Source organism: Micromonospora sp. NPDC047812, assembly GCF_040704175.1.
GTDB lineage: Bacteria > Actinomycetota > Actinomycetes > Mycobacteriales > Micromonosporaceae > Micromonospora.
The window spans coordinates 277952-295714 of record NZ_JBEYRY010000004.1 but is presented as its reverse complement, the minus strand read 5'-3'; the positions used below and the strand labels follow the sequence as shown (position 1 = coordinate 295714).

Annotated in this window: 15 protein-coding genes; 7 read left to right on the top strand and 8 right to left on the bottom strand. The window is 74.2% G+C overall.

The genetic code is table 11. From position 1 onward, the window contains the following. Positions 1 to 64: 64 nt before the first annotated feature. Positions 65 to 1063 (bottom strand): hypothetical protein, encoded by a 999-nt coding sequence (locus tag AB0883_RS19180; RefSeq protein ID WP_366642498.1) that lies wholly within the window; start codon positions 1061 to 1063, stop codon positions 65 to 67. Positions 1064 to 1604: 541 nt separating this feature from the next. Here AB0883_RS19180 and AB0883_RS19175 point away from each other — a divergent pair. Continuing rightward, entirely contained in the window at positions 1605 to 3215 is a 1611-nt protein-coding gene (locus AB0883_RS19175) for a pentapeptide repeat-containing protein (protein WP_366642497.1), read from the top strand. A gap of 16 nt (positions 3216 to 3231) precedes the next feature. On the opposite strand, the gene AB0883_RS19170 is transcribed toward AB0883_RS19175, so the two are convergent. Then, positions 3232 to 3654: an SUKH-4 family immunity protein gene (locus tag AB0883_RS19170; RefSeq protein ID WP_366642496.1), complete on the bottom strand. Its 423-nt coding sequence runs from the start codon at positions 3652 to 3654 to the stop codon at positions 3232 to 3234. A 138-nt stretch (positions 3655 to 3792) separates the two neighbouring features. Further along, positions 3793 to 5271 carry a glutamate--cysteine ligase gene (locus tag AB0883_RS19165; protein WP_366642661.1) on the bottom strand — a complete coding sequence of 493 codons (1479 nt, stop codon included), beginning with the start codon at positions 5269 to 5271 and terminating at the stop codon, positions 3793 to 3795. Positions 5272 to 5454: 183 nt separating this feature from the next. On the opposite strand from AB0883_RS19165, the gene AB0883_RS19160 reads away from it, so the two are divergent. Next, entirely contained in the window at positions 5455 to 5793 is a 339-nt protein-coding gene (locus tag AB0883_RS19160) for a DUF3817 domain-containing protein (protein ID WP_366642494.1), read from the top strand. Between the two features lie 44 nt (positions 5794 to 5837). Here the strand turns inward: AB0883_RS19160 and AB0883_RS19155 are convergent, their stop codons facing one another. Both AB0883_RS19155 and AB0883_RS19150 read right to left on the bottom strand, forming a co-directional pair. Further along, positions 5838 to 6698 (bottom strand): alpha/beta hydrolase, encoded by an 861-nt coding sequence (locus AB0883_RS19155; protein ID WP_366642493.1) that lies wholly within the window; start codon positions 6696 to 6698, stop codon positions 5838 to 5840. Between the two features lie 47 nt (positions 6699 to 6745). Continuing rightward, positions 6746 to 7294, bottom strand: a complete 549-nt coding sequence (locus AB0883_RS19150) for a hypothetical protein (protein WP_366642660.1) — start codon at positions 7292 to 7294, stop codon at positions 6746 to 6748. 142 nt (positions 7295 to 7436) lie between these two features. On the opposite strand from AB0883_RS19150, the gene AB0883_RS19145 reads away from it, so the two are divergent. Genes AB0883_RS19145 through AB0883_RS19135 form a run of 3 tightly spaced genes read left to right on the top strand, consistent with a single transcriptional unit; the run spans position 7437 to position 11454 of the window. After that, the gene (locus tag AB0883_RS19145) at positions 7437 to 8561 is read left to right on the top strand and encodes a Vms1/Ankzf1 family peptidyl-tRNA hydrolase (RefSeq protein WP_366642491.1); all 1125 of its coding nucleotides are present in this window, start codon (positions 7437 to 7439) and stop codon (positions 8559 to 8561) included. Then, positions 8554 to 10314, top strand: a complete 1761-nt coding sequence (locus AB0883_RS19140; RefSeq protein WP_366642490.1) for a thiamine pyrophosphate-binding protein — start codon at positions 8554 to 8556, stop codon at positions 10312 to 10314. Before AB0883_RS19145 ends, AB0883_RS19140 begins: the two co-directional genes overlap by 8 nt. Before the next feature lie 51 nt (positions 10315 to 10365). Continuing rightward, on the top strand, positions 10366 to 11454 hold the full coding sequence (locus AB0883_RS19135; protein WP_366642489.1) for an iron-containing redox enzyme family protein: 1089 nt from the start codon (positions 10366 to 10368) through the stop codon (positions 11452 to 11454). A 149-nt stretch (positions 11455 to 11603) separates the two neighbouring features. Here AB0883_RS19135 and AB0883_RS19130 read toward each other — a convergent pair whose 3' ends face one another. After that, positions 11604 to 11834 (bottom strand): CDGSH iron-sulfur domain-containing protein, encoded by a 231-nt coding sequence (locus AB0883_RS19130; RefSeq protein WP_366642488.1) that lies wholly within the window; start codon positions 11832 to 11834, stop codon positions 11604 to 11606. A gap of 223 nt (positions 11835 to 12057) precedes the next feature. On the opposite strand from AB0883_RS19130, the gene AB0883_RS19125 reads away from it, so the two are divergent. Together AB0883_RS19125 and AB0883_RS19120 are read left to right on the top strand one after the other, a co-directional pair. After that, positions 12058 to 13470 (top strand): hypothetical protein, encoded by a 1413-nt coding sequence (locus AB0883_RS19125; protein WP_366642659.1) that lies wholly within the window; start codon positions 12058 to 12060, stop codon positions 13468 to 13470. A 228-nt stretch (positions 13471 to 13698) separates the two neighbouring features. Then, on the top strand, positions 13699 to 14838 hold the full coding sequence (locus tag AB0883_RS19120) for a SigB/SigF/SigG family RNA polymerase sigma factor (protein WP_366642487.1): 1140 nt from the start codon (positions 13699 to 13701) through the stop codon (positions 14836 to 14838). 59 nt (positions 14839 to 14897) lie between these two features. Here AB0883_RS19120 and ctaD read toward each other — a convergent pair whose 3' ends face one another. Together ctaD and AB0883_RS19110 are read right to left on the bottom strand one after the other, a co-directional pair. Then, the gene (gene ctaD, locus AB0883_RS19115) at positions 14898 to 16898 is read right to left on the bottom strand and encodes a cytochrome c oxidase subunit I (protein ID WP_366642486.1); all 2001 of its coding nucleotides are present in this window, start codon (positions 16896 to 16898) and stop codon (positions 14898 to 14900) included. A 105-nt stretch (positions 16899 to 17003) separates the two neighbouring features. Continuing rightward, positions 17004 to 17732: an ATP-binding protein gene (locus AB0883_RS19110; RefSeq protein WP_366642485.1), complete on the bottom strand. Its 729-nt coding sequence runs from the start codon at positions 17730 to 17732 to the stop codon at positions 17004 to 17006. Positions 17733 to 17763: the final 31 nt, after the last annotated feature.

Here is a 17763-nt window from a genome sequence, read left to right as displayed (position 1 = left end):
CGGAGGCCGGCTCGGGTCCGGGGACGGCGGGGCGCCGCCGTCCCCGGACCTGGTCAGGGGCGGCTCAGGCCCAGGGGGCCGTCGGGTACCAGGGGATGATCTCGCGGCGGGCGAGCAGCCGCACGTCCCAGTAGAGGAACGTGAAGGCGCCGGCCACGATGAACGCGACCGCGGTCAGGACCGCCAGGCGGCTCGGCCGGGCGCTGAACCAGCGTTGCAGGCGGGAACCGGCGAGCCAGGCCAGCAGCAGGAACAGCACCGCCATGATGACGATGTTGCCGAGGGACTGCAGCGTGAACGCCGCCGCGCCGTAGAGCGGGTTGCCGCTCTCGGCGGCGTCGCGGAACATCTGCCGGAACAACGCGAAGGGCCGGCCGATCAGGAAGCCGGCGATCAGCGCGCCCATGAAGACCATCGGTGCGTTGGGGAACCGTCGGGCGATCCGGGCGAACGGGTCCGGCACGACGCCCAGCGCGGCCAGACCGAGATAGATCATGATGAGCCCGATCACGCCGAAGACCACCATGGACTGGATGCTCCTCGGCGACAGTCCGCCGGGGGCGTTGGGCGCGGTGGAGAACTGCGGCATCGACGTGCCGACCAGGCCGACGACCGCGCCGTAGGCGGCCGACACCGCCACCATGCCCACCGACATCCAGCCGAGCGGCTTCAGCGGCGCGACGATCCGGCTGAACCTGCCGCCCGTGGTGCCGGTCAGCGGGGCCAGGGCGCCGAACGCGGCGATGTTGCAGGCGGTGAACGTGCCCGCGATGCCGGAGACGAAGGCGAACATGATGCCGGCCGCGATGCCCTGGATGGGCGTCTCCTTGGCGTCGTGGCCGAGCAGCGTGTTGGCGACGTTGTCGCCGATGGTCCGGTCCACGAACTCCGCCGACCAGATGACGGTCAGCAGGAACCCACCGAGGACGCTGAGGAGGACGATCAGCCCTCGCCGCCGGGGAAAGTGCCCGTTGACGAACGCGGACGTCCCGCTCCGCGCGGTGTCGGGGCCGAGCCGGACGGGCGCGTCGGGTCGCTGGGGGGACCTCTGGGTCTGCGTCACATGCGCTCCTCTGGATGGGGGACGGACCGCCGGGGAGGGACCGGGGTGCCGCGTCGACGCTGGCGACGGCCTCCGCGACCGGCACCGGTGGGGACCGGTCGACGCGGACGAGACCGCCCGGGTCGCCGTGTGGTCGGCCAACCGCACGGCCATCCGGGCGGCTGCGCCGGAAGGCGATCGAGCTACGTGCGTCGATGTCCGTGCTTCATCATGGGATGGCCGTCGTTGGCCCGTTTCTTCCAGCGTGCGCAATCTGCCCGTCCGCTTCGGCCGGTTCAGCGTGTCGTCAACTCCGAGACCGGTCGATCGACCGTCTCCATGACAGCCCGGAGGCGTGCCGCTGCGGCTGCCAGGTTCACAGGCAACCTCCCGGGTGCGCGGGCAGCCTCCACGGCGCGGGCAGCCTCCCCGGTCGGGGCAGCCTCCCGCGTCACGCCAGCGCGGGATGTCGCCACCCACCGGCTATCCTGCGGCGGCACGCTGGGGCCGACTGGCGGCGAATGACGGCGGGCCGGCCGCCGCACCGGGTCTGGAGGGTCACGTGACCGTGGAGGAGGCGGGCGCCGAGGCGTGCCGGGTCGCCGTCCGGCAGCTGACGGCGGCGGCGGGCGCGCAGCGCGAGGGCGCCCTGCGGCGGTTGGCGGAACTCGGCTCGGCCGGTCCCGCGCTGCGCCAGAAGACGGCCGACGCGATTTGCGCCTACCTGCGTACACCGCCCGCCTCCGATGGCGCGGACGCAGAGGCGCGACGGACCGTGCTGCGGGCGCTCGCGGGGCTGCTGCGTCCCGCCGACGGGGCGGACGAGGGCGCGATGTCGTCGTGGCCGGACGTCTCGGTGGACCTGTCCGGGGCGACCCTCGTGGATGTCGACCTCGCTGGCCGCGTACTGGCCGGGGCTCGCTTCACCGACACCCGGTTCTTCGGGCCGACATCGTTCGTCGACGCGCGGTTCGTTGGCGACGCGGTCTTCGCCCGCGCGGTCTTCCACGGCGCGGCCAGCTTCGACGGCACCCGGTTCGCCGCCGACGCCGTGTTCGGGCGCACCCGTTTCCGGGGCCCGGCGACCTTCGAGCGGGTCGGCTTCGCCGGCCTGGCCTGGTTCGGGCGCGGCGAGGAGGAGCTGTGGGAGGACGACCCGGCCTGGGACGCGATCGAGGAGGTCGATCCCGCGCCGTGGGACGAACCGAATGAGGACGACCCGGACTGGCCGGTCGCGGTGCTCATGGGCGACTACCAGAGCTGGGAGGAGGGCGGGGACGGGGCCCGCTTCGTCGGGGTGGCGTCGTTCCGGCAGGCCTGCTTCGACGGTCCCGCCTGGTTCTGGAAGGCGCGGTTCGGTGCCGACGCGACGTTCCGCGACGCCCGGTTCGGCGGGCCTGTGCACCTCGACCAGACCGCCGTGGACCTCGCGGGTGCCCGGTGGACCGGCGCGGCCGAGGACGAGCCGGTGTGCTGGCCCCTCGGCTGGGCGCTGCAGCCCGGGCCGGACGGCACGAGCCGACTGGCACCGGACCGCTCCGTCGCGCCGTACGCTCGCCAGCTCGCCGATCCGGATCCCGAGGTCCGCCGTGCGGGACTGCGGGCCCTCGGCGAACTCGGTGACGCGAGGCTGGAGCTGCGCCAGCGGGTGATCGACACCGTGTGCGCGTACCTGCGGGTGCCGCTGGCGTTCGACGTGACCGGCACCCTGACCCCGGCCCGGGCCGGAGAGGTGCAGTTGCGGCGAGACGCCCAGCGGTTGCTCGCCGAGCGGCTGCGCCCGCTGCCCGCCACCCCCGACGGGCCGGGGCCACGGCACTGGCCGGACGCCCACCTGTCGCTCTGCGGCGCGACGCTGCTCGACCTCGACCTCAGCGGCTGCCGCATCGGTCACGCGGACTTCACCGGTGCCCAGTTCCACGGTGTCACCCGCTTCGACGACAGCACCTTCGACGGGGCCGCCTTCCGGCTCGGCGGATCGGAGGGGCGCGCCTCGTTCCACGGCGACGCCAGCTTCGCCGGGGCGCGGCTTGACCGTTGGCGCGGGGCTCGGGACGTCCTCGGCGGTGTCGTGTTCCACGCCGGGGTCGTGCTCGACGACGATTCCGCCGCCGCACCCGTGGAGGAATCGCTGAGCGCGGACGGTACGGGCCCACCGATGGCGGCCGGGTGAGACCCGCGGCGTCGGGTCAGATCATCCCGTAGCCGAGTTCCTCGGCGGCCAGCGACCAGAAGCGGTTCTCGTGCGCCACCGAGACGGCGTCGATCTCGCGGAAGCGGGCGGTGAGCCGCTCGCCGACCGCCTCGAGTTCGTCGTCGGTGTCCCCGGGCAGCGCAGCGGCGACCGCCTGCGCCTGCACGAACGCCTCCGCGCAGGCGGCGAACGCGTCCATTGTCGCGTTCACCGGCTCGGACCCGTCGTCGTCCACCAGGGCGACCATGCCCGTGGCGGGATCCACGACGAGGCGGGACAGCCCGTCGTCCTCGGCGAGGACGACCACTGCCGCCTCCGCGCGGGGGGACGGAAGCCAGACGCCGGGATAGGGCAGCCGCTCCCGCAGGGGAAGGATGCGGGCGAGGGCGGCGTCGATCGTCGCGTCGTCGGTCGGCACGGGTGCCACCCTAACCACTGCCTCGACGCCCGCGATCCCCGCCCGCCCTGCCCCGTCCCCGCCTGCCCCGTCTCGCCCTCGCGCGGGTCTGGGACGCGGGGCGGGCGTGGGGCAGGGGCGGGGGTGCGGTGGGTGGGGTCAGGGGATCGGCCACTCGTGGACCGGCCGGTTGCTGTGCATCAGCGTCACGTAGTGCCGCACCACCTCGCGCAGCGCCTCCGGCCGGTCGAGGTGGTCGGCGGACTCCAGCCGGTGCAGGGTCTCCACCTGCCAGCTCGCCCCGTTGCGCCCGGTCAGGCACCGTTGCTCGATGATGCCGAGCAGCCGGTCCCGCTCGCCCGGGTCCACTCCCCACCGGTCCAGCCCGTGGTGGGCCAGCGGCAGCAGCCGGCGCAGCACCAGCTCGGTGACCGGGAGGTAACCGAGGCCGGGCCAGAAGACCTGGGCGTCGATGCCGTGCCGGGCGCAGGCGTTGAAGTTCTCCTCTGCCGCGCTGAACGACATCTGCGACCACAGCGGCCGGTCGGCCTCGGCGAGCGCCCGGACGAGACCGAAGTAGAAGGCGCCGTTGGCCACGGTGTCGAGCACCGTCGGCCCGGCCGGCAGCACGCGGTTCTCCACCCGCAGGTGCGGACGGCCCTTCAGCACGTCGTACACGGGGCGGTTCCAGCGGTAGACGGTGCCGTTGTGCAGCCGCAGCTCGGCGAGCTTCGGCACGTCCCCCCGGGCCAGGGCCTCGGCCGGGTCCTCCGCGTCGCAGACGGGCAGCAGCGCCGGGAAGTAGCGCACGTTCTCCTCGAACAGGTCGAACACCGTGGTGATCCAACGCTCGCCGAACCACACCCGGGGACGTACGCCCTGGGCCTTGATCTCCTCCGGCCGGGTGTCGGTCGCCTGCTGGAACAGCGGGATGCGGGTCTCCCGCCACAACTCCCGGCCGAAGAGCAGCGGCGAGTTCGCCCCCAGGGCCACCTGGATGCCGGCGATCACCTGCGCGGCGTTCCAGTAGTCGGCGAACTGGGCCGGGCTGACCTGGAGGTGGAACTGGGTGCTCGTGCAGGCCGCCTCCGGGGTGATGGTGTCGGCGGTGACCGCGAGCCGCTCCACGCCGTTGATCGCGATCCGGAGGTCCTCGCCGCGGGCGGCGAAGATCTGCTCGTTGAGCAGCGCGTAGCGCGGGTTGGCCGACAGCGTCTCGGCGGTCAGGTGCTCCGGCCGCAGCGTCGGCAGGATGCCGATCATCATCATGTGCGCGCCGACGTCGCGCGCCCTGGTCTCGGCGGCGTTGAGGCTGGCCCGTACGGTCTCCTCGAACTCCAGGGTGCCGGTGCCGGCCAGCCGACGCGGCGCCACGTTGATCTCGACGTTGAACTGGCCCAGCTCCGTCTGGAAGCTCGGGTCGGCGATGGCGGCCAGCACGTCGGCGTTGCGCATGGTCGGCATCGAGTCGTCGTCGACCAGGTTCAGCTCGATCTCCAGCCCGGTCATCGGCCGTTCGACGTCGAACCGGGACTCCCGGAGCATCTCGGCGAAGACGTCCAGGCACCGCCGCACCTTCTCGCGATAGCGGGCCCGGTCCTCGCGACTGAAGGTCCGTACGCCGACGTCCTCGCCCATGGTCACCGCCCTGTCACCGTTGGTTCCCCTAACCTCGCACGTCCGGAGCGGGCCGGGGAAGACCCGAAGCTTCTTGTACGTACCCACCTCGGGCCCGCGTGATCCCCGTCGCCTCCACCGCTCGTGCGACCGAACGGGCCGGCGGGGTGGCTAGCATGTGCGGCAACCGGTGGGGGAGTGACGATGCGCGAGAAGATCACCAGGCTCTTCGTGGCGGCGGCGATCGCCGAGGCCTGCTCCTGGCTGGCCCTGCTGATCGGCATGGCGGTCAAGTACGGCCCCCCGGGCAACGAGATCGGCGTGAAGATCTTCGGCCCGATCCACGGCGCGCTCTTCGTCGCGTACGGCCTGCTGGTCCTCGCGGTGGCCCGGCTGCACCGGTGGCGGCTCTGGCCCACCCTCGTGGCCCTGGCCTGCGCCGTACCGCCGTTCGCCACCCTGGTCTTCGAGCGCTGGGCCGCCCGGCGCGGGATGCTGCGCGCCGCGGGCGAGCCGGACCGGCCGCTGACCCCCGTCGGCTGACCGGCTGCGCCCGCACGCCGGGGCGTCGGCCGGCAGCCGCGCGGTCAGCCCGCGAGGAAGTCGGCCAGCACGGCGGCGAGCTGCTCCGGGGCCTCCTCGGCCATGTGGTGGCCCGAGTCGACCGAGGCCACCCGCACGTCGTCGGCCCAGTCCCGCCAGATGGCCGCCGGGTCGCCGTACAGCTCGACCATGTCGTCGCGCTCCGACCAGCAGAACAGCACCGGGCAGGCGATCCGCCGCCCGGCGGCCCGGTCGGCGTCGTCGGCCGCCCGGTCCGGGCCGAGCCCGGCCCGGTAGTCCTCGCACATCGCGTGCACCGTCGCCGGGTCGTGGATGGCCCGACGGTAGTCGGCGTACGCCTCCTCGCCCATGCTCGCCGGCGACCCGCCGTACCAGGCGTCCGGATCGGCGGTGATCACCCGCTCCGCCGGCTTGTCCGACTGGCCGAGGAAGAACCAGTGCCACCAGCGGGCCGCGAACTTCGCGTCCGCGCGCGCCAGGGCCTCGCCGATCGGCACCCCGTCGAGCACGCCCAGCCGGCTGACCCGCTCCGGGTGGTCCAGCGCCGTGCGCATCGCCACGTAGCAGCCCCGGTCGTGCCCGACCACCGCCGCGCGGTCGTGTCCGAGCGCGTCGAGCAGGCCGACCACGTCGCGGGCCATCGCCCGCTTGGCGTACGCGGTGTGCCCGGGGTCGCTCGGCGGCTTCGACGAGCCGCCGTAGCCGCGCAGGTCCGGGCAGATGACCGTGTGCTCGCGGGCCAGCAGCGGCGCGACCCGGTGCCAGGTCGCGTGGGTGCGCGGATGCCCGTGCAGCAGCACCACGGGTGGGCCCGAACCGCCGTGTCGTACCCGCAGCCGGACCTCGCCGACGTCGATGCGCTCCAGCGTGAATCCCTCGAACATGCTCGCGACGGTGCCCGCCGGCGCGCCGGCGGAAACCGTGCCTGCCGTCAGGTCAGCGCGGACCAGGCCACCACGGCGGCGACCAGCAGCGCGCCCAGCACCGCCTGGAGCAGCAGCGGCGGCCCGAGGTGCGACCACAGGGTGGCGGTGCGCGGGGTGAGCAGCTGGCCCGTCGTCAGGTTCACGATCCGCTCGATCTTCGGCGGCAGGTCCGGGTCGCCCTGCCGCCGCAGTGTGAGCTGCACGTGGTCGGCGGGGTGCAGGGCGCTCTGCGGCAGGTGCCCGTGCAGCTCGACCTCGCAGAGCCGCCCGGCCGTGTCGCGCAGCCGCACCGGGGTCACCAGGTATTCCGGGCCCTTCTTCAGGTCCTTGAACCGCCGACGGGCGGCGCCGGAGCCGGCGGAGAACAGGGATCGGGCCAGCGCCATCAGCAGCCCGGCCACCCCGGCCGCCGCGAGCACCGCCACCAGCACCGGCTGGCCGATGCGCACCTCGCGCGGGTAACCGTCCATCAGCCGGACGATCCGCCCCGTCACGATCCGGTCGGTCGGGTGGACGATCCGCCGGATGTGCAGGTCGCTGTCCATTTCCACCACCCAGAGTCCGGTTGCGTTCACTCATGGTATCGGTCGTCCGGGTTGAACGACATGAATGAAATGCGGTCACGCGCTCGCGGCGGCCAGGTGACAACCGCAGCGGCGCGGGTAAGCGGGGGGCCGAGCTGGAAAGGGGTCGAGCATGCAGCTGTCCTTCCTGCGCCCGCTCTACGACCGGCCGGGACCGTGGGTCTCGGTGTACCTGGACGCGTCCGCCAACACCGAGGACGCCCACCCGGCGCTCGATCTGCGCTGGCGGGCCCTGCGTCAACAACTGCAACAGCAGCGCGCCGACGTGGACACCATCGACGCCGTCGAACGCGTCGTGCGGGGACACGACCCGATGCCGGGCGACTACGGCCTGGCGGTCTTCGGGGCCCGGGGCCGGGTGGTGCTGTCGGAGTACCTCTCCGCCCCGCCGCTGCGGGACCTGGCCGCGTACACCTCGTTGCCGCACGTGATGCCCATGCTGGCGCAGCGCGGCGAGCAGGTGGCGTGGGTGCGGGTGCTGGCCGACCGCACCGGCGCCGACGCCATGGCGATCAGCGCCGGCGGCGTGCCGCGCCGCGCCCACGTGACCGGCCGGGAGGACTTCCAGCTGCGTCGGGTGCAGCCCGGCGGCTGGTCGCAGTCGCACCACCAGCGGGCCGCGATGGAGGCCTGGCACCACAACGCGGGCGACGTCACCGCGGCCACCGTGGAGCTGGCCGAGAAGGTCGGCGCAGAGGTGGTGGTGGTCGCCGGCGACGTGCGCGCCACCGGCGTGATCGCCGCCCAGATGCCGGAACGCTGGCAGGACCTGATGGTGCGCACCGACGCCGGGTCCCGGGGCGGCGGCGCCGACCAGAGCCTGCTCGACGACCTCACCGTGCAGACCATCGCCGAGGTGGCCGACCAGCGGATCTCCGCCGTGCTGGACCGGTTCGGCATGCAGGAGGACGTCGGCGCCGGACTGGACGCCGTGGTGTCCGCCCTGCAACGCAACCAGGTCGAGACGATGCTCATCGTCGACGACCCGTCCGCCACCGGGGAACTCTGGATCGGGCCGGACCCGACCGAGATCGCCACCGACCCGGGGCAGCTCGCCGCCATGTCCGTACGCGACCCGGAGAAGGTCCGCGCCGACGCCGCCCTCGTGCGCGCGCTGGTCGGCACCGACGCCGAGCTGACCGTGCTGGGCCCGGACGAGGCGCCGGAGCTGACCGACGGCGTCGGCGCGGTGCTGCGGTACGTCGACGCCGGCACGCCGGGGCGTGGCGATGGCTGAGCGTACGGTGGCCGACCTGGTGGTCGAGCGACTGCGCGCCTGGCGGGTGCCACGGGTCTTCGGCTACCCCGGGGAGGCCATCGCCCCGGTGGTCGAGGCGTTGGACGCCTCGGGCGGGGACCCGGCGTTCGTGCCGGCCCGGCACGAGGAGACCGCCTCCTACATGGCCACCGGGCACGCCAAGTTCACCGGTGGGATCGGGGTCTGCCTGGCCACCCAGGGGCCGAGCGCCGTCCAGCTGCTCAACGGCCTCTACGACGCCAAGCTGGACAGCAAGCCGGTGGTGGCGATCGTCGGCGAGGACGTCTCGGGTCCGCTCGGCGCCGCCCACCAGGAGATCGGGCTGAGCCGGCTGTTCGCCGACGCGTGCAACCAGTTCGTCCGCTACGGCCGCGACCCCGACGGGGTGCCGGCCCTGCTCGACCAGGCGTTCCGCACCGCCGCCGCCACCCGCAGCCCGGTCTGCGTGGTGCTGCCGCGCCAGTTGCAGGAGGCCGCCGTGCCCGACCTGCAGTCGCACGCGGCCGGGGTGCTCTCGGCGACGCCGGGGGAGCCGCTGGCGCGGGTCCTGCCGCACGACGCCGACCTGGACGCCGCGGCCCAGCTGCTCGCCAACGGCCGGCGGACCGCGATCCTGGTCGGCCAGGGCGGCCGGGGCGCGGCCGGAGAGATCGTCGCCCTCGCCGACCGGCTCGGCGCCGGGGTGGCGGCCTCGCTGCTGGGCAAGCCGGTGCTCGACGAGCGGCTGCCCTTCCACGCCGGCGTGCTCGGCGAGGTCGGCACCCCGGCCGCCGCCGAGCTGATGGGCGGCTGCGACACGCTGCTGCTGGTCGGCACGAACGACCCGTGGACGGACTACTTCCCGATGCCGGGGCAGGCCCGCACGGTGCAGATCGACATCGACGGGCGTCGGATCGGCACCCGCTACCCGGTGGACGTGCCGCTGGTGGGCGACGCCCAGGAGACGCTGCGGGCGTTGCTGGCCCGCGTGCCCGACCGGCCGAACGCCCGGTGGCGGGAGACCGTCGAGGGCTCGGTGGACCGGTGGCGGGCCGAGCGGGCGGACCGGGCCGCCGCCCCCGCCGAGCCGGTGAACCCGCAGCTCGTGCTGCATGAACTCTCCACCCGGGTCCCGCGCCGCGGGGCGGTGGCGGTGGACGTCGGATCGGTCATGTACTGGTACGCCCGGCACCTGGAACTGCCCCCGGGCGTCACCGCGCAGCTCTGCGGCACGCTCGGCTCGATGGGCTGCGCCCTGCCGTACGCCGTGGCGGCCAAGCTCGCCGCCCCGGACCAGCCCGTGATCGCCCTGCTCGGCGACGGCGCGATGCAGCTCAACGGCCTGGCGGAGCTGATCACCGTGGCGCACCACTGGCGGGAGTGGCGCGATCCCCGCCTGGTGGTGCTGGTGCTCAACAACCGGGACCACTCCGGCATGGGCGGCGGCCGTACGCCCACCGACCCGACGCTGCGCCGGCCCGACGTGCCGTACGCCGGCTGGGCGCGCCTGCTCGGCCTGCACGGGGTGCGGGTCGACCGCCCGGAGCTGGTGGGGGCGGCCTGGGACGAGGCGCTGGCGGCCGACCGGCCCTGCGTACTGGAGGCGGTGGTGGACCCGGCGGTGCGGCTGGCGCCGCCCGAGCCCGCGTTCGCGGACCTGCGCGAGGTGTTCGCCGAGGGCGACGCCGCCCGGCGGGTGCGCGACCGGATGCTCGCCGCCGGGGTGGCCGTGGAGGTCGACGACCTCGTTTAACAGCCCACCCGACGGGCACTGAGGACGGGCAGTACGACGTTGGAGGTCACCTTGTCCGAGTCCCCGGATCGCCGGTACGGTCCCGCACCCCTGCCGCAGCCCCGTGGACCGGTCTCGGCGGCGCTGCTGGACGCGCTGCGGCGGGCGCCGCACGACCTCCCGGCGGGGCTCGGCGACGGGCTCGACCCGACCGACCCGCTCACCGACGAGGACCTGCAGCTCACCCTCTTCTGCTGCTACGAGCTGCACTACCGCGGCTGGCGGGGCGTCGACGAGGGCTGGGAGTGGCAGCCGTCCCTGCTCGCGCTGCGCGCGTACGCCGAACGCCACTTCGAGGCGGCGGTGCGCGCGCTGGTCGGGCCCCTGCCGGCGGCGCTGCCCGGCGGGGTGCCGGCGGCCCTGGCCGACGTGGTCGCCGCCGACGACGGGCCCTCGCTCGCCGGCCACCTGCAACGCCGGGCGTCGCTGGCCCAGTTCCGGGAGTTCGTCACCCACCGCTCGATCTACCACCTGCGCGAGGCCGACCCGCACAGCTGGGCCCTGCCGCGCCTCGGCGGGCCGGCGAAGGCCGCCCTGGTGGAGATCCAGATGGACGAGTACGGCAACGGGCGGCTGGACCGGATGCACGCCGAGCTGTTCCGGGTCACCCTGGGCGAGCTGGGCCTGGACACCGGCTACGCCGCCCACCTGGACGCCGTGCCGGCGGTCACCCTGGCCACCAACAACCTCATGTCGCTGTTCGGGCTGCACCGGCGGCTGCGCGGGGCGCTGCTGGGGCACCTCGCCGCGTACGAGATGACCTCCTCGCTGCCGAACCGCCGCTACGGCAACGGGCTGCGCCGCCTCGGCCTGGACGGGCCGGCCACCCGCTTCTACGACGAGCACGTGGAGGCCGACGCGGTGCACGAGCAGATCGCCGCGCACGACCTGTGCGGGGGACTGGTCCGGGTGGAGCCGGGGCTCGCCCCCGACGTCCTCTTCGGCGCCGCCGCCGCGCTGGCGGTGGACCGGCTCTTCGCCGCGCACCTGCTGGACGCCTGGACCGCCGGCCGCACCTCCCTGCGCGCCACCGCCGCACCGATCCGCATCGACCTGCGCGACCGCCCGCGCCCCGCCGACCTCCCCGCCGCCGTAGCCTGACCCCGCCCCGCCCCGCCCTTTGCCACCGCCCCCGGGGCGGTGACGGCCGTCGATTGCAGTTGTGGTGCCCCGCAAAGGCCGCACAGCGCTGCTTTCCGCCCACCACAACTGCATGATCGACGCGCAGGGGCGGGGGAACGGCGGGGTGGTCAGGGGGTGTCGCGGGTGGTGCCGGCGCGGAAGTTGACGGCCTTGTGGGTGCCGTCGCAGAACGGCTTGAGCGCCGACTTCCCGCAGCGGCAGAGGGCCACCGTGCCCCGCCGCGCGTCGATCGTCTCCCCGTCGGGGGTGACCAGGGCGAAGTCGCCCCGGACCAGCAGCGGCCCGTCCTGGTAGGGGGTGATGGTGGCCGCCGCGGGAGTGTCGTCGTCGGTGCGCATGGGCGCTGAAGTGCCCCTTGCTGTGGCACTGAAACCCCTGCTCACCGGCGTGCCGCCGCGACGGTTGACCGGTGGCGTCGCCCGGTTCGGCGGCTCGGCGGCGGCCCGCCCGGGATCTTCTGATTACTCCCGCCCGGTGGGGGATGCCCCGTTTGAACCCCATCGGGACGGGAAGCCGGGCCGCGTGGTGAGCGAACGAGGCAAGGTGGAGCCGGGGCCCAAGGTGCGCAAGGGGCTCACGGCCGACGGTGCCGGGCTGGCGGGCGACCGGGTCGTGGCCGCCGGCAGCGCCGCGCGGGTCCTGGTGGCCGCCACCGCGCGGGCGCTGCGCGGCACCGACTGCGCCGACCTCGGACACCCGGGACACCCGGGACCGCTGTCGCGGTTCGTCGGCGCGCCCGAGCCGGTGCGCCGGGCGGCGCTGATCCGGGCGGCCGGGCGGGTGGCGCTCACCCCCGGCCAGACCGCCGAGGTCGACGCGGGCCGGGTCGCCCGCTGGTTCGCCGACCAGTACCCGCGCCGCCGCTACCCGGGCGCCCTGATCGGCTCCCCGCACGGCGCGCTCGCGCACCTGGCGATGGCGCTCGGCGTGCCCTGGCTGCCGGCCGGGTTCGAGATGACCGTGCACTGGGCGCAGGGCGCCGTCGACCGGCCGCAGGCCGCCCTGGACCACGGCGCCGCGCTCACCGCGCGCCTGCTCGGCGGCAACGCCGACCTGCACGTCCGGCAGGTGCACTGCCCCGCCAGCCGGGGCGCGCTGGCCGGCGCCACGGTGTCGCTGGCGGCCCGGTGGCGGTCCCTGCCGGCCGCGTACGCGCGGTTCCTGGCCGACCGGCTGGAGCCCGGCGCCCCGGTGCTGCTGCTGCGCGACGCCCGCACCTGGCCGGTGTTCGACTCCGCCCCGGGGCACAGCTTCCAGGTCGGCTGCCCGGGCAGCGGCCTCGACCCGGTCGACTTCCACCCGGACAGCCACGCCCTGCGCCAGGTGCTCCGCTCGGCCGGCGGGGACGGCGCGCACTGGGAGCCGCCGGAGGTCGCCGCGCCGCCCGAGCCGGCGGAACACGGCGTGGAGTCCGGTTTCGAGGCCGGCGTCCAGGCGTGGACCGCCGGGCACGGCCACCCGCTGCACCGGGTCCTCGTGCCGCGGCCGGAGGCGCTCAGCGCCGCGACCGCCGACCTGTACCGGCGTTGGCTGCGCGCGGCCGGCAAGACCGGTGACCGGCTGGTGGTGGAGTGCGGCCGGCTGCTCGACCCGTGGCAGGTGGTGCGCGCCGGCATGGTGCCGTACTGGTGCGAGAACGCCACCCGGCGCAGCGTGGAGGGGGTGGAGTGGTGGCTCGCCGGGAGCGAGCCGTTCAGCTCGGTGGACGTGCTCCCCGAGCCGCCCGGCCTGCGGTCGCCGGCGCTGGCCGGGCTGCCGCAGTGGCTGGCCGTCGCCGGCTTCGGGCGCCGCCGGCGGGCGCTGGACCGCACCTCGGCGCGCGGCTACCCGATCACCTCGGTGCCCACCCGCCGGGCGACGGAGGTGCTGCGGGCGCAGCCGTACGACCTGCCGACGCCGCCGCCGATGACCGTCCCCGAGGCCCTCGCGGCGCTGCGCGACGGCGGCGGTCACCAGGGGTTACTGCTCTGTTGAGTCGGCCCTTTCGAAACATCCTCGCGAACCCCGGGTCCCGTGATTGAGTACCTACGGAGCGGGAACACCGCTGGCTGCGACGGCCTGATCACGCCGTCCGGCGTGGCGCCGTCGCCCGCTGACATCCCAGTCATGTGACCCATTTTCCGGCCCGGGCGTGGTGCGACCACGCGCGCGCACGACCGGTTTCCTGAATCCGGGCGGGGGACCTTCCTGAGGGAGGCGCGGATGTTCGGACAGACCACCACGACCACACCACCTCCGACCGATCGGGGCCTGGAGGACCTCGATGCGGCCGCACTGGCGTACGCGGCCCGGATCGAGGGCCTACCGCCCGAACGACGCCAGGAGGCACGTGACGACCTGGTCCGCTTCGCCCTGCCGTTCGCGGGCCGGCTGGCCCGCCGTTACCGGGGGCGGGGCGAGCCGCTGGAGGACCTGGAGCAGGTCGCCCGGCTGGGCCTGGTCAACGCCGTCGACCGGTACGACCCGGAGCGGGGCTCCTTCACCGCGTACGCGGCCATCACCATCGTCGGCGAGATCAAGCGGCACTTCCGCGACCGGACCTGGGGCGTGCACGTGCCGCGCCGGCTGCGCGACCTGATCCTGGAGGTCGGGCAGGCGACCTCCGCGCTGACCAGCGAGCTGTCCCGGGCCCCGACGGTGGCCGAGCTGGCGGAGCGGCTGGAGACGCCGCAGGAGGAGATCCTCGCCGCGCTGGAGTCGGCCGCCGGCTACAGCCCGGCCTCGCTGAACGCCCCCGTCGGCGGGGAGAGCTCGGCCGAGTTCGGCGACCTGGTCGGCGAGTCCGACAACGCGCTGGAGTCCGTCGACGACCGGGTGACGGTCAGCGGGCTGCTGCACCGGCTGCCCTGGCGGGAGCGGCGCATCCTGGCCATGCGCTTCTACGGCAACCAGACCCAGGCGGAGATCGCCGCCCGCTTCGGCATCTCCCAGATGCACGTCTCCCGGCTGCTGTCGCGGGCGCTGACCTGGCTGCGCCAGGCGATGCTCGCCGACGCCCCGCCGCCGTGGCAGAGCGGGGCCGCCGAGTCGGAGCCGGCGAAGACCCGGATCTCGGTGCGGCACAACGGCGACCGGGTGGTCGTGGAGGTCGGCGGGGAGGTCGACCGGGACGGCGCGGACCAGCTGCGCCGGGCGATGCTGGAGGCGGTGACCGGGCAGCCCGCCGAGGTGGTGGTCGACCTGGTGGGCGCCGGGGGCTTCGACGCCGGCGGCATCGCCGCGCTGATGGCGGGCCGCGAGGCCGCCGCCCGCACGGGGGTCCCGCTGCGGCTGACCCGCGTCCAGCCGGCCGTGCGCCGCTCGCTCACGGCGGCGGGCCTGGCGGCGGCCCGCGAGGGCTGACCACATGGGAGAGGGCCGGCACCCCGCGGGTGCCGGCCCTTCTCCGCGCGTACGCCCGCTCAGCGCTCGGGGGTGTCGCCGGGCCCGCGCGGGTGCCGCCAGCGGTCGTTGGCCTGCGGCTCCCGGTCGGCGCCGAGGCGGGTCTCCTCCGGCTCGTCGGTCTGCTCGAAGCTGGGCCGACGGATGTCGTCCGGCTCGGGGACGTCCACCGGCCGGGCCCCGGACTGCGCCGCCGGCTGGTACGCGGCGGCCTCCCGCGCGCCGTGCGCCCCCTCGGCGGCCGGCGCCTCGGGCACGTGCTTCTCGCGGTGCAGCTCGTCGCGGAAGTCCTGCGGCGGCTTGGTGCTGCGCTGGGGCAGGTCCCGACCGAGGTCGGCGACGAGCGGGCCGTACTTGGCGTCGAAGGCGGGGCGCTCCGAGCGGATGCGGGGCATCCGGTCGAAGTTGCGCAGCGGCGGCGGGCAGGTGGTGGCCCACTCCAGCGAGTTGCCGAAGCCCCAGGGGTCGTCGACGTTCACCATCGCCCCGTAGCGCCAGGACTTCCAGGCGTTCCACATGAAGAAGAGCGTGGACGCGCCGAGCACGAAGGCGGAGATGCTGGAGATGGTGTTCAGGGTGGTGAACCCGTCGCTGGGCAGGTAGTCGGCGTACCGGCGGGGCATGCCCTCGTTGCCCAGCCAGTGCTGGACGAGGAAGGTGCCGTGGAAGCCGAGGAACATGGTCCAGAAGTGGGCCTTGCCGAGGCGGTCGTCCAGCAGCCGCCCGGTCATCTTCGGCCACCAGAAGTAGAAGCCGCCGAAGAGCGCGAAGACCACCGTGCCGAACAGCACGTAGTGGAAGTGCCCGACGACGAAGTACGTGTCGTGGGTGTGCCAGTCCGCCGGCGGGCTGGCCAGCAGCACCCCGGTGAGGCCGCCGAAGAGGAAGGTGACCAGGAAGCCGATGGCGAAGAGCATCGGCGTCTCGAAGGTGATCTGCCCCTTCCACATCGTGCCGATCCAGTTGAAGAACTTCACCCCGGTGGGCACCGCGATCAGGTAGCTCAGGATGCTGAAGAACGGCAGCAGCACCTGGCCGGTGGCGAACATGTGGTGCGCCCACACGGTCATCGACAGCACGGTGATCGCGATGGTGGCGAGCACCAGGCCCGTGTAGCCGAAGATCGGCTTGCGGGCGAAGACGGGGATGATCTCGGTGATGATGCCGAAGAACGGGATCGCGATGATGTAGACCTCGGGATGGCCGAAGAACCAGAAGAGGTGCTGGTAGAGCATCGGGCCGGCGGTCATGGGGTCGTAGACGTGGGCGTTGAGCAGCCGGTCCGCGGCGAGCGCCAGCAGCGCGGCGGCGAGCAGCGGGAAGACCAGGATGACCAGCACGCTGGTGAACAGCATGTTCCAGGTGAAGATCGGCATCCGGAACATGGTCATGCCGGGCGCGCGCAGGGTGAGGATCGTCGTGATGAGGTTGACCGCCCCGAGGATGGTGCCCAGTCCCGAGACCACCAGGCCGATCACCCACATGTTGGCGCCGACGCCGGGGGAGTGCTCCTGGCTGCTCAGCGGCGAGTACGCGGTCCACCCGAAGTCGGCCGATCCGCCCGGGGTGAGGAAGCCGCCGATCACCATCAGGCCGCCGAACAGGTAGAGCCAGTACGCGAGGGCGTTGAGCCGGGGGAACGACACGTCCGGGGCGCCGATCTGGATCGGCACGATGTAGTTGGCGAACCCGAACGCCGCCGGGGTGGCGAACAGCAGCAGCATGACCGCGCCGTGCGAGGTGAAGAGCTGGTTGTACTGCTCGGAGGAGAGGATCTGCATGCCGGGCCGGGCCAGTTCGGCCCGCATCAGCATCGCCTGGATCCCGGCGACCAGGAAGAAGCCGAACGAGGTCAGCAGGTAGAGCAGGCCGATCTGCTTGTGGTCGGTGGTGGCCAGGAACCGGGTCAGTTTGCCGCCGGGGAGCGCCTTGCGCAGCGGCCCGGGGTAGCCGCCGAAGCGTGCCGGTGCCAGGATCGCCGGTCCTCGGTCGCGTGGTTCCGTGGTTACCCGCTTGGGCATGTGACTCTCACCCCGCCAGACGACAGATAGGACGGCGCGGCTACCCGCCCCTCATCCCATGAAACCAGGCGACAGCGGTTATTCAGGCGAGAGTGGTAAATTCGGTCAATTCGCGGGCAGTATGGCCCAGACGACCTTTCCGTCGCCGGCCGGGGCGCTGCCCCACCGCTGGGCCGTCTCGCGGACGAGCATCAGCCCCCGGCCGCCCTCGGACCGCAGGTCGGCGGCGCCGGCCCGGACCGCGGTCCGGCTGCCGTCGGCGACCACCACGTGCAGGTACGGCCGGCGCAGGGTCAGCGTCACCTGCATCGGCGTGCCGGCGTGCCGGACGACGTTGCCGACCAGCTCGCTGAGCACCAGCGACGCCGGCCCGACGGTCTCCGGCAGGTTCCAGCGGGCGCACGCGTCGGTGACCAGTTCCCGCGCCCGCCGGCAGGCCTCCGCCACCGGTTCGAGCCGGGCCCGCAGCCGGGGCGCCGCCGCCGCGTTCGCCACCCGGGTCGCCTCGTCGCAGTCGCAGCGCACGGGCACCACCCGGCAGGCGGTCGACTGGGCCAGCCAGGTCGCCGCCTCGCCCGGCGGGGCGCACAGCACGACGGGCACCGCCGGCCAGCCGGCCGCCCGACGGGCGATGGCGGCGAAGACCGAGAGGGCGAGCCGGTCACGGATGGTGACGTCGGTGAGGTCGACCACGAGCGCGTCGGGCTGGCTGGCGAGGCAGCCGTCCAGCGCGTCGTGCACCGCGCGCATCGTGCCGAGGTCGAGGTCGCCACGAAGGCGCACGACGGTCACCGGCGACTCGTCGTGCACCTCGCAGGTGATCCGGCTCGGCATCGGGAGTCCTCGTTTCGCGTCGTCGGGGATC

Excerpts from the sequence above, each read along its gene's own strand:
- AB0883_RS19165 (WP_366642661.1), bottom strand. The coding sequence starts at position 5,271 with ATGGGCGAGGACGTCGGCGTACGGACCTTCAGTCGCGAGGACCGGGCC.
- AB0883_RS19160 (WP_366642494.1), top strand. The coding sequence starts at position 5,455 with ATGCGCGAGAAGATCACCAGGCTCTTCGTGGCGGCGGCGATCGCCGAG.
- AB0883_RS19155 (WP_366642493.1), bottom strand. The coding sequence starts at position 6,698 with ATGTTCGAGGGATTCACGCTGGAGCGCATCGACGTCGGCGAGGTCCGG.
- AB0883_RS19145 (WP_366642491.1), top strand. The coding sequence starts at position 7,437 with ATGCAGCTGTCCTTCCTGCGCCCGCTCTACGACCGGCCGGGACCGTGG.
- AB0883_RS19140 (WP_366642490.1), top strand. The coding sequence starts at position 8,554 with ATGGCTGAGCGTACGGTGGCCGACCTGGTGGTCGAGCGACTGCGCGCC.
- AB0883_RS19130 (WP_366642488.1), bottom strand. The coding sequence starts at position 11,834 with ATGCGCACCGACGACGACACTCCCGCGGCGGCCACCATCACCCCCTAC.
- AB0883_RS19120 (WP_366642487.1), top strand. The coding sequence starts at position 13,699 with ATGTTCGGACAGACCACCACGACCACACCACCTCCGACCGATCGGGGC.
- ctaD (WP_366642486.1), bottom strand. The coding sequence starts at position 16,898 with ATGCCCAAGCGGGTAACCACGGAACCACGCGACCGAGGACCGGCGATC.
- AB0883_RS19110 (WP_366642485.1), bottom strand. The coding sequence starts at position 17,732 with ATGCCGAGCCGGATCACCTGCGAGGTGCACGACGAGTCGCCGGTGACC.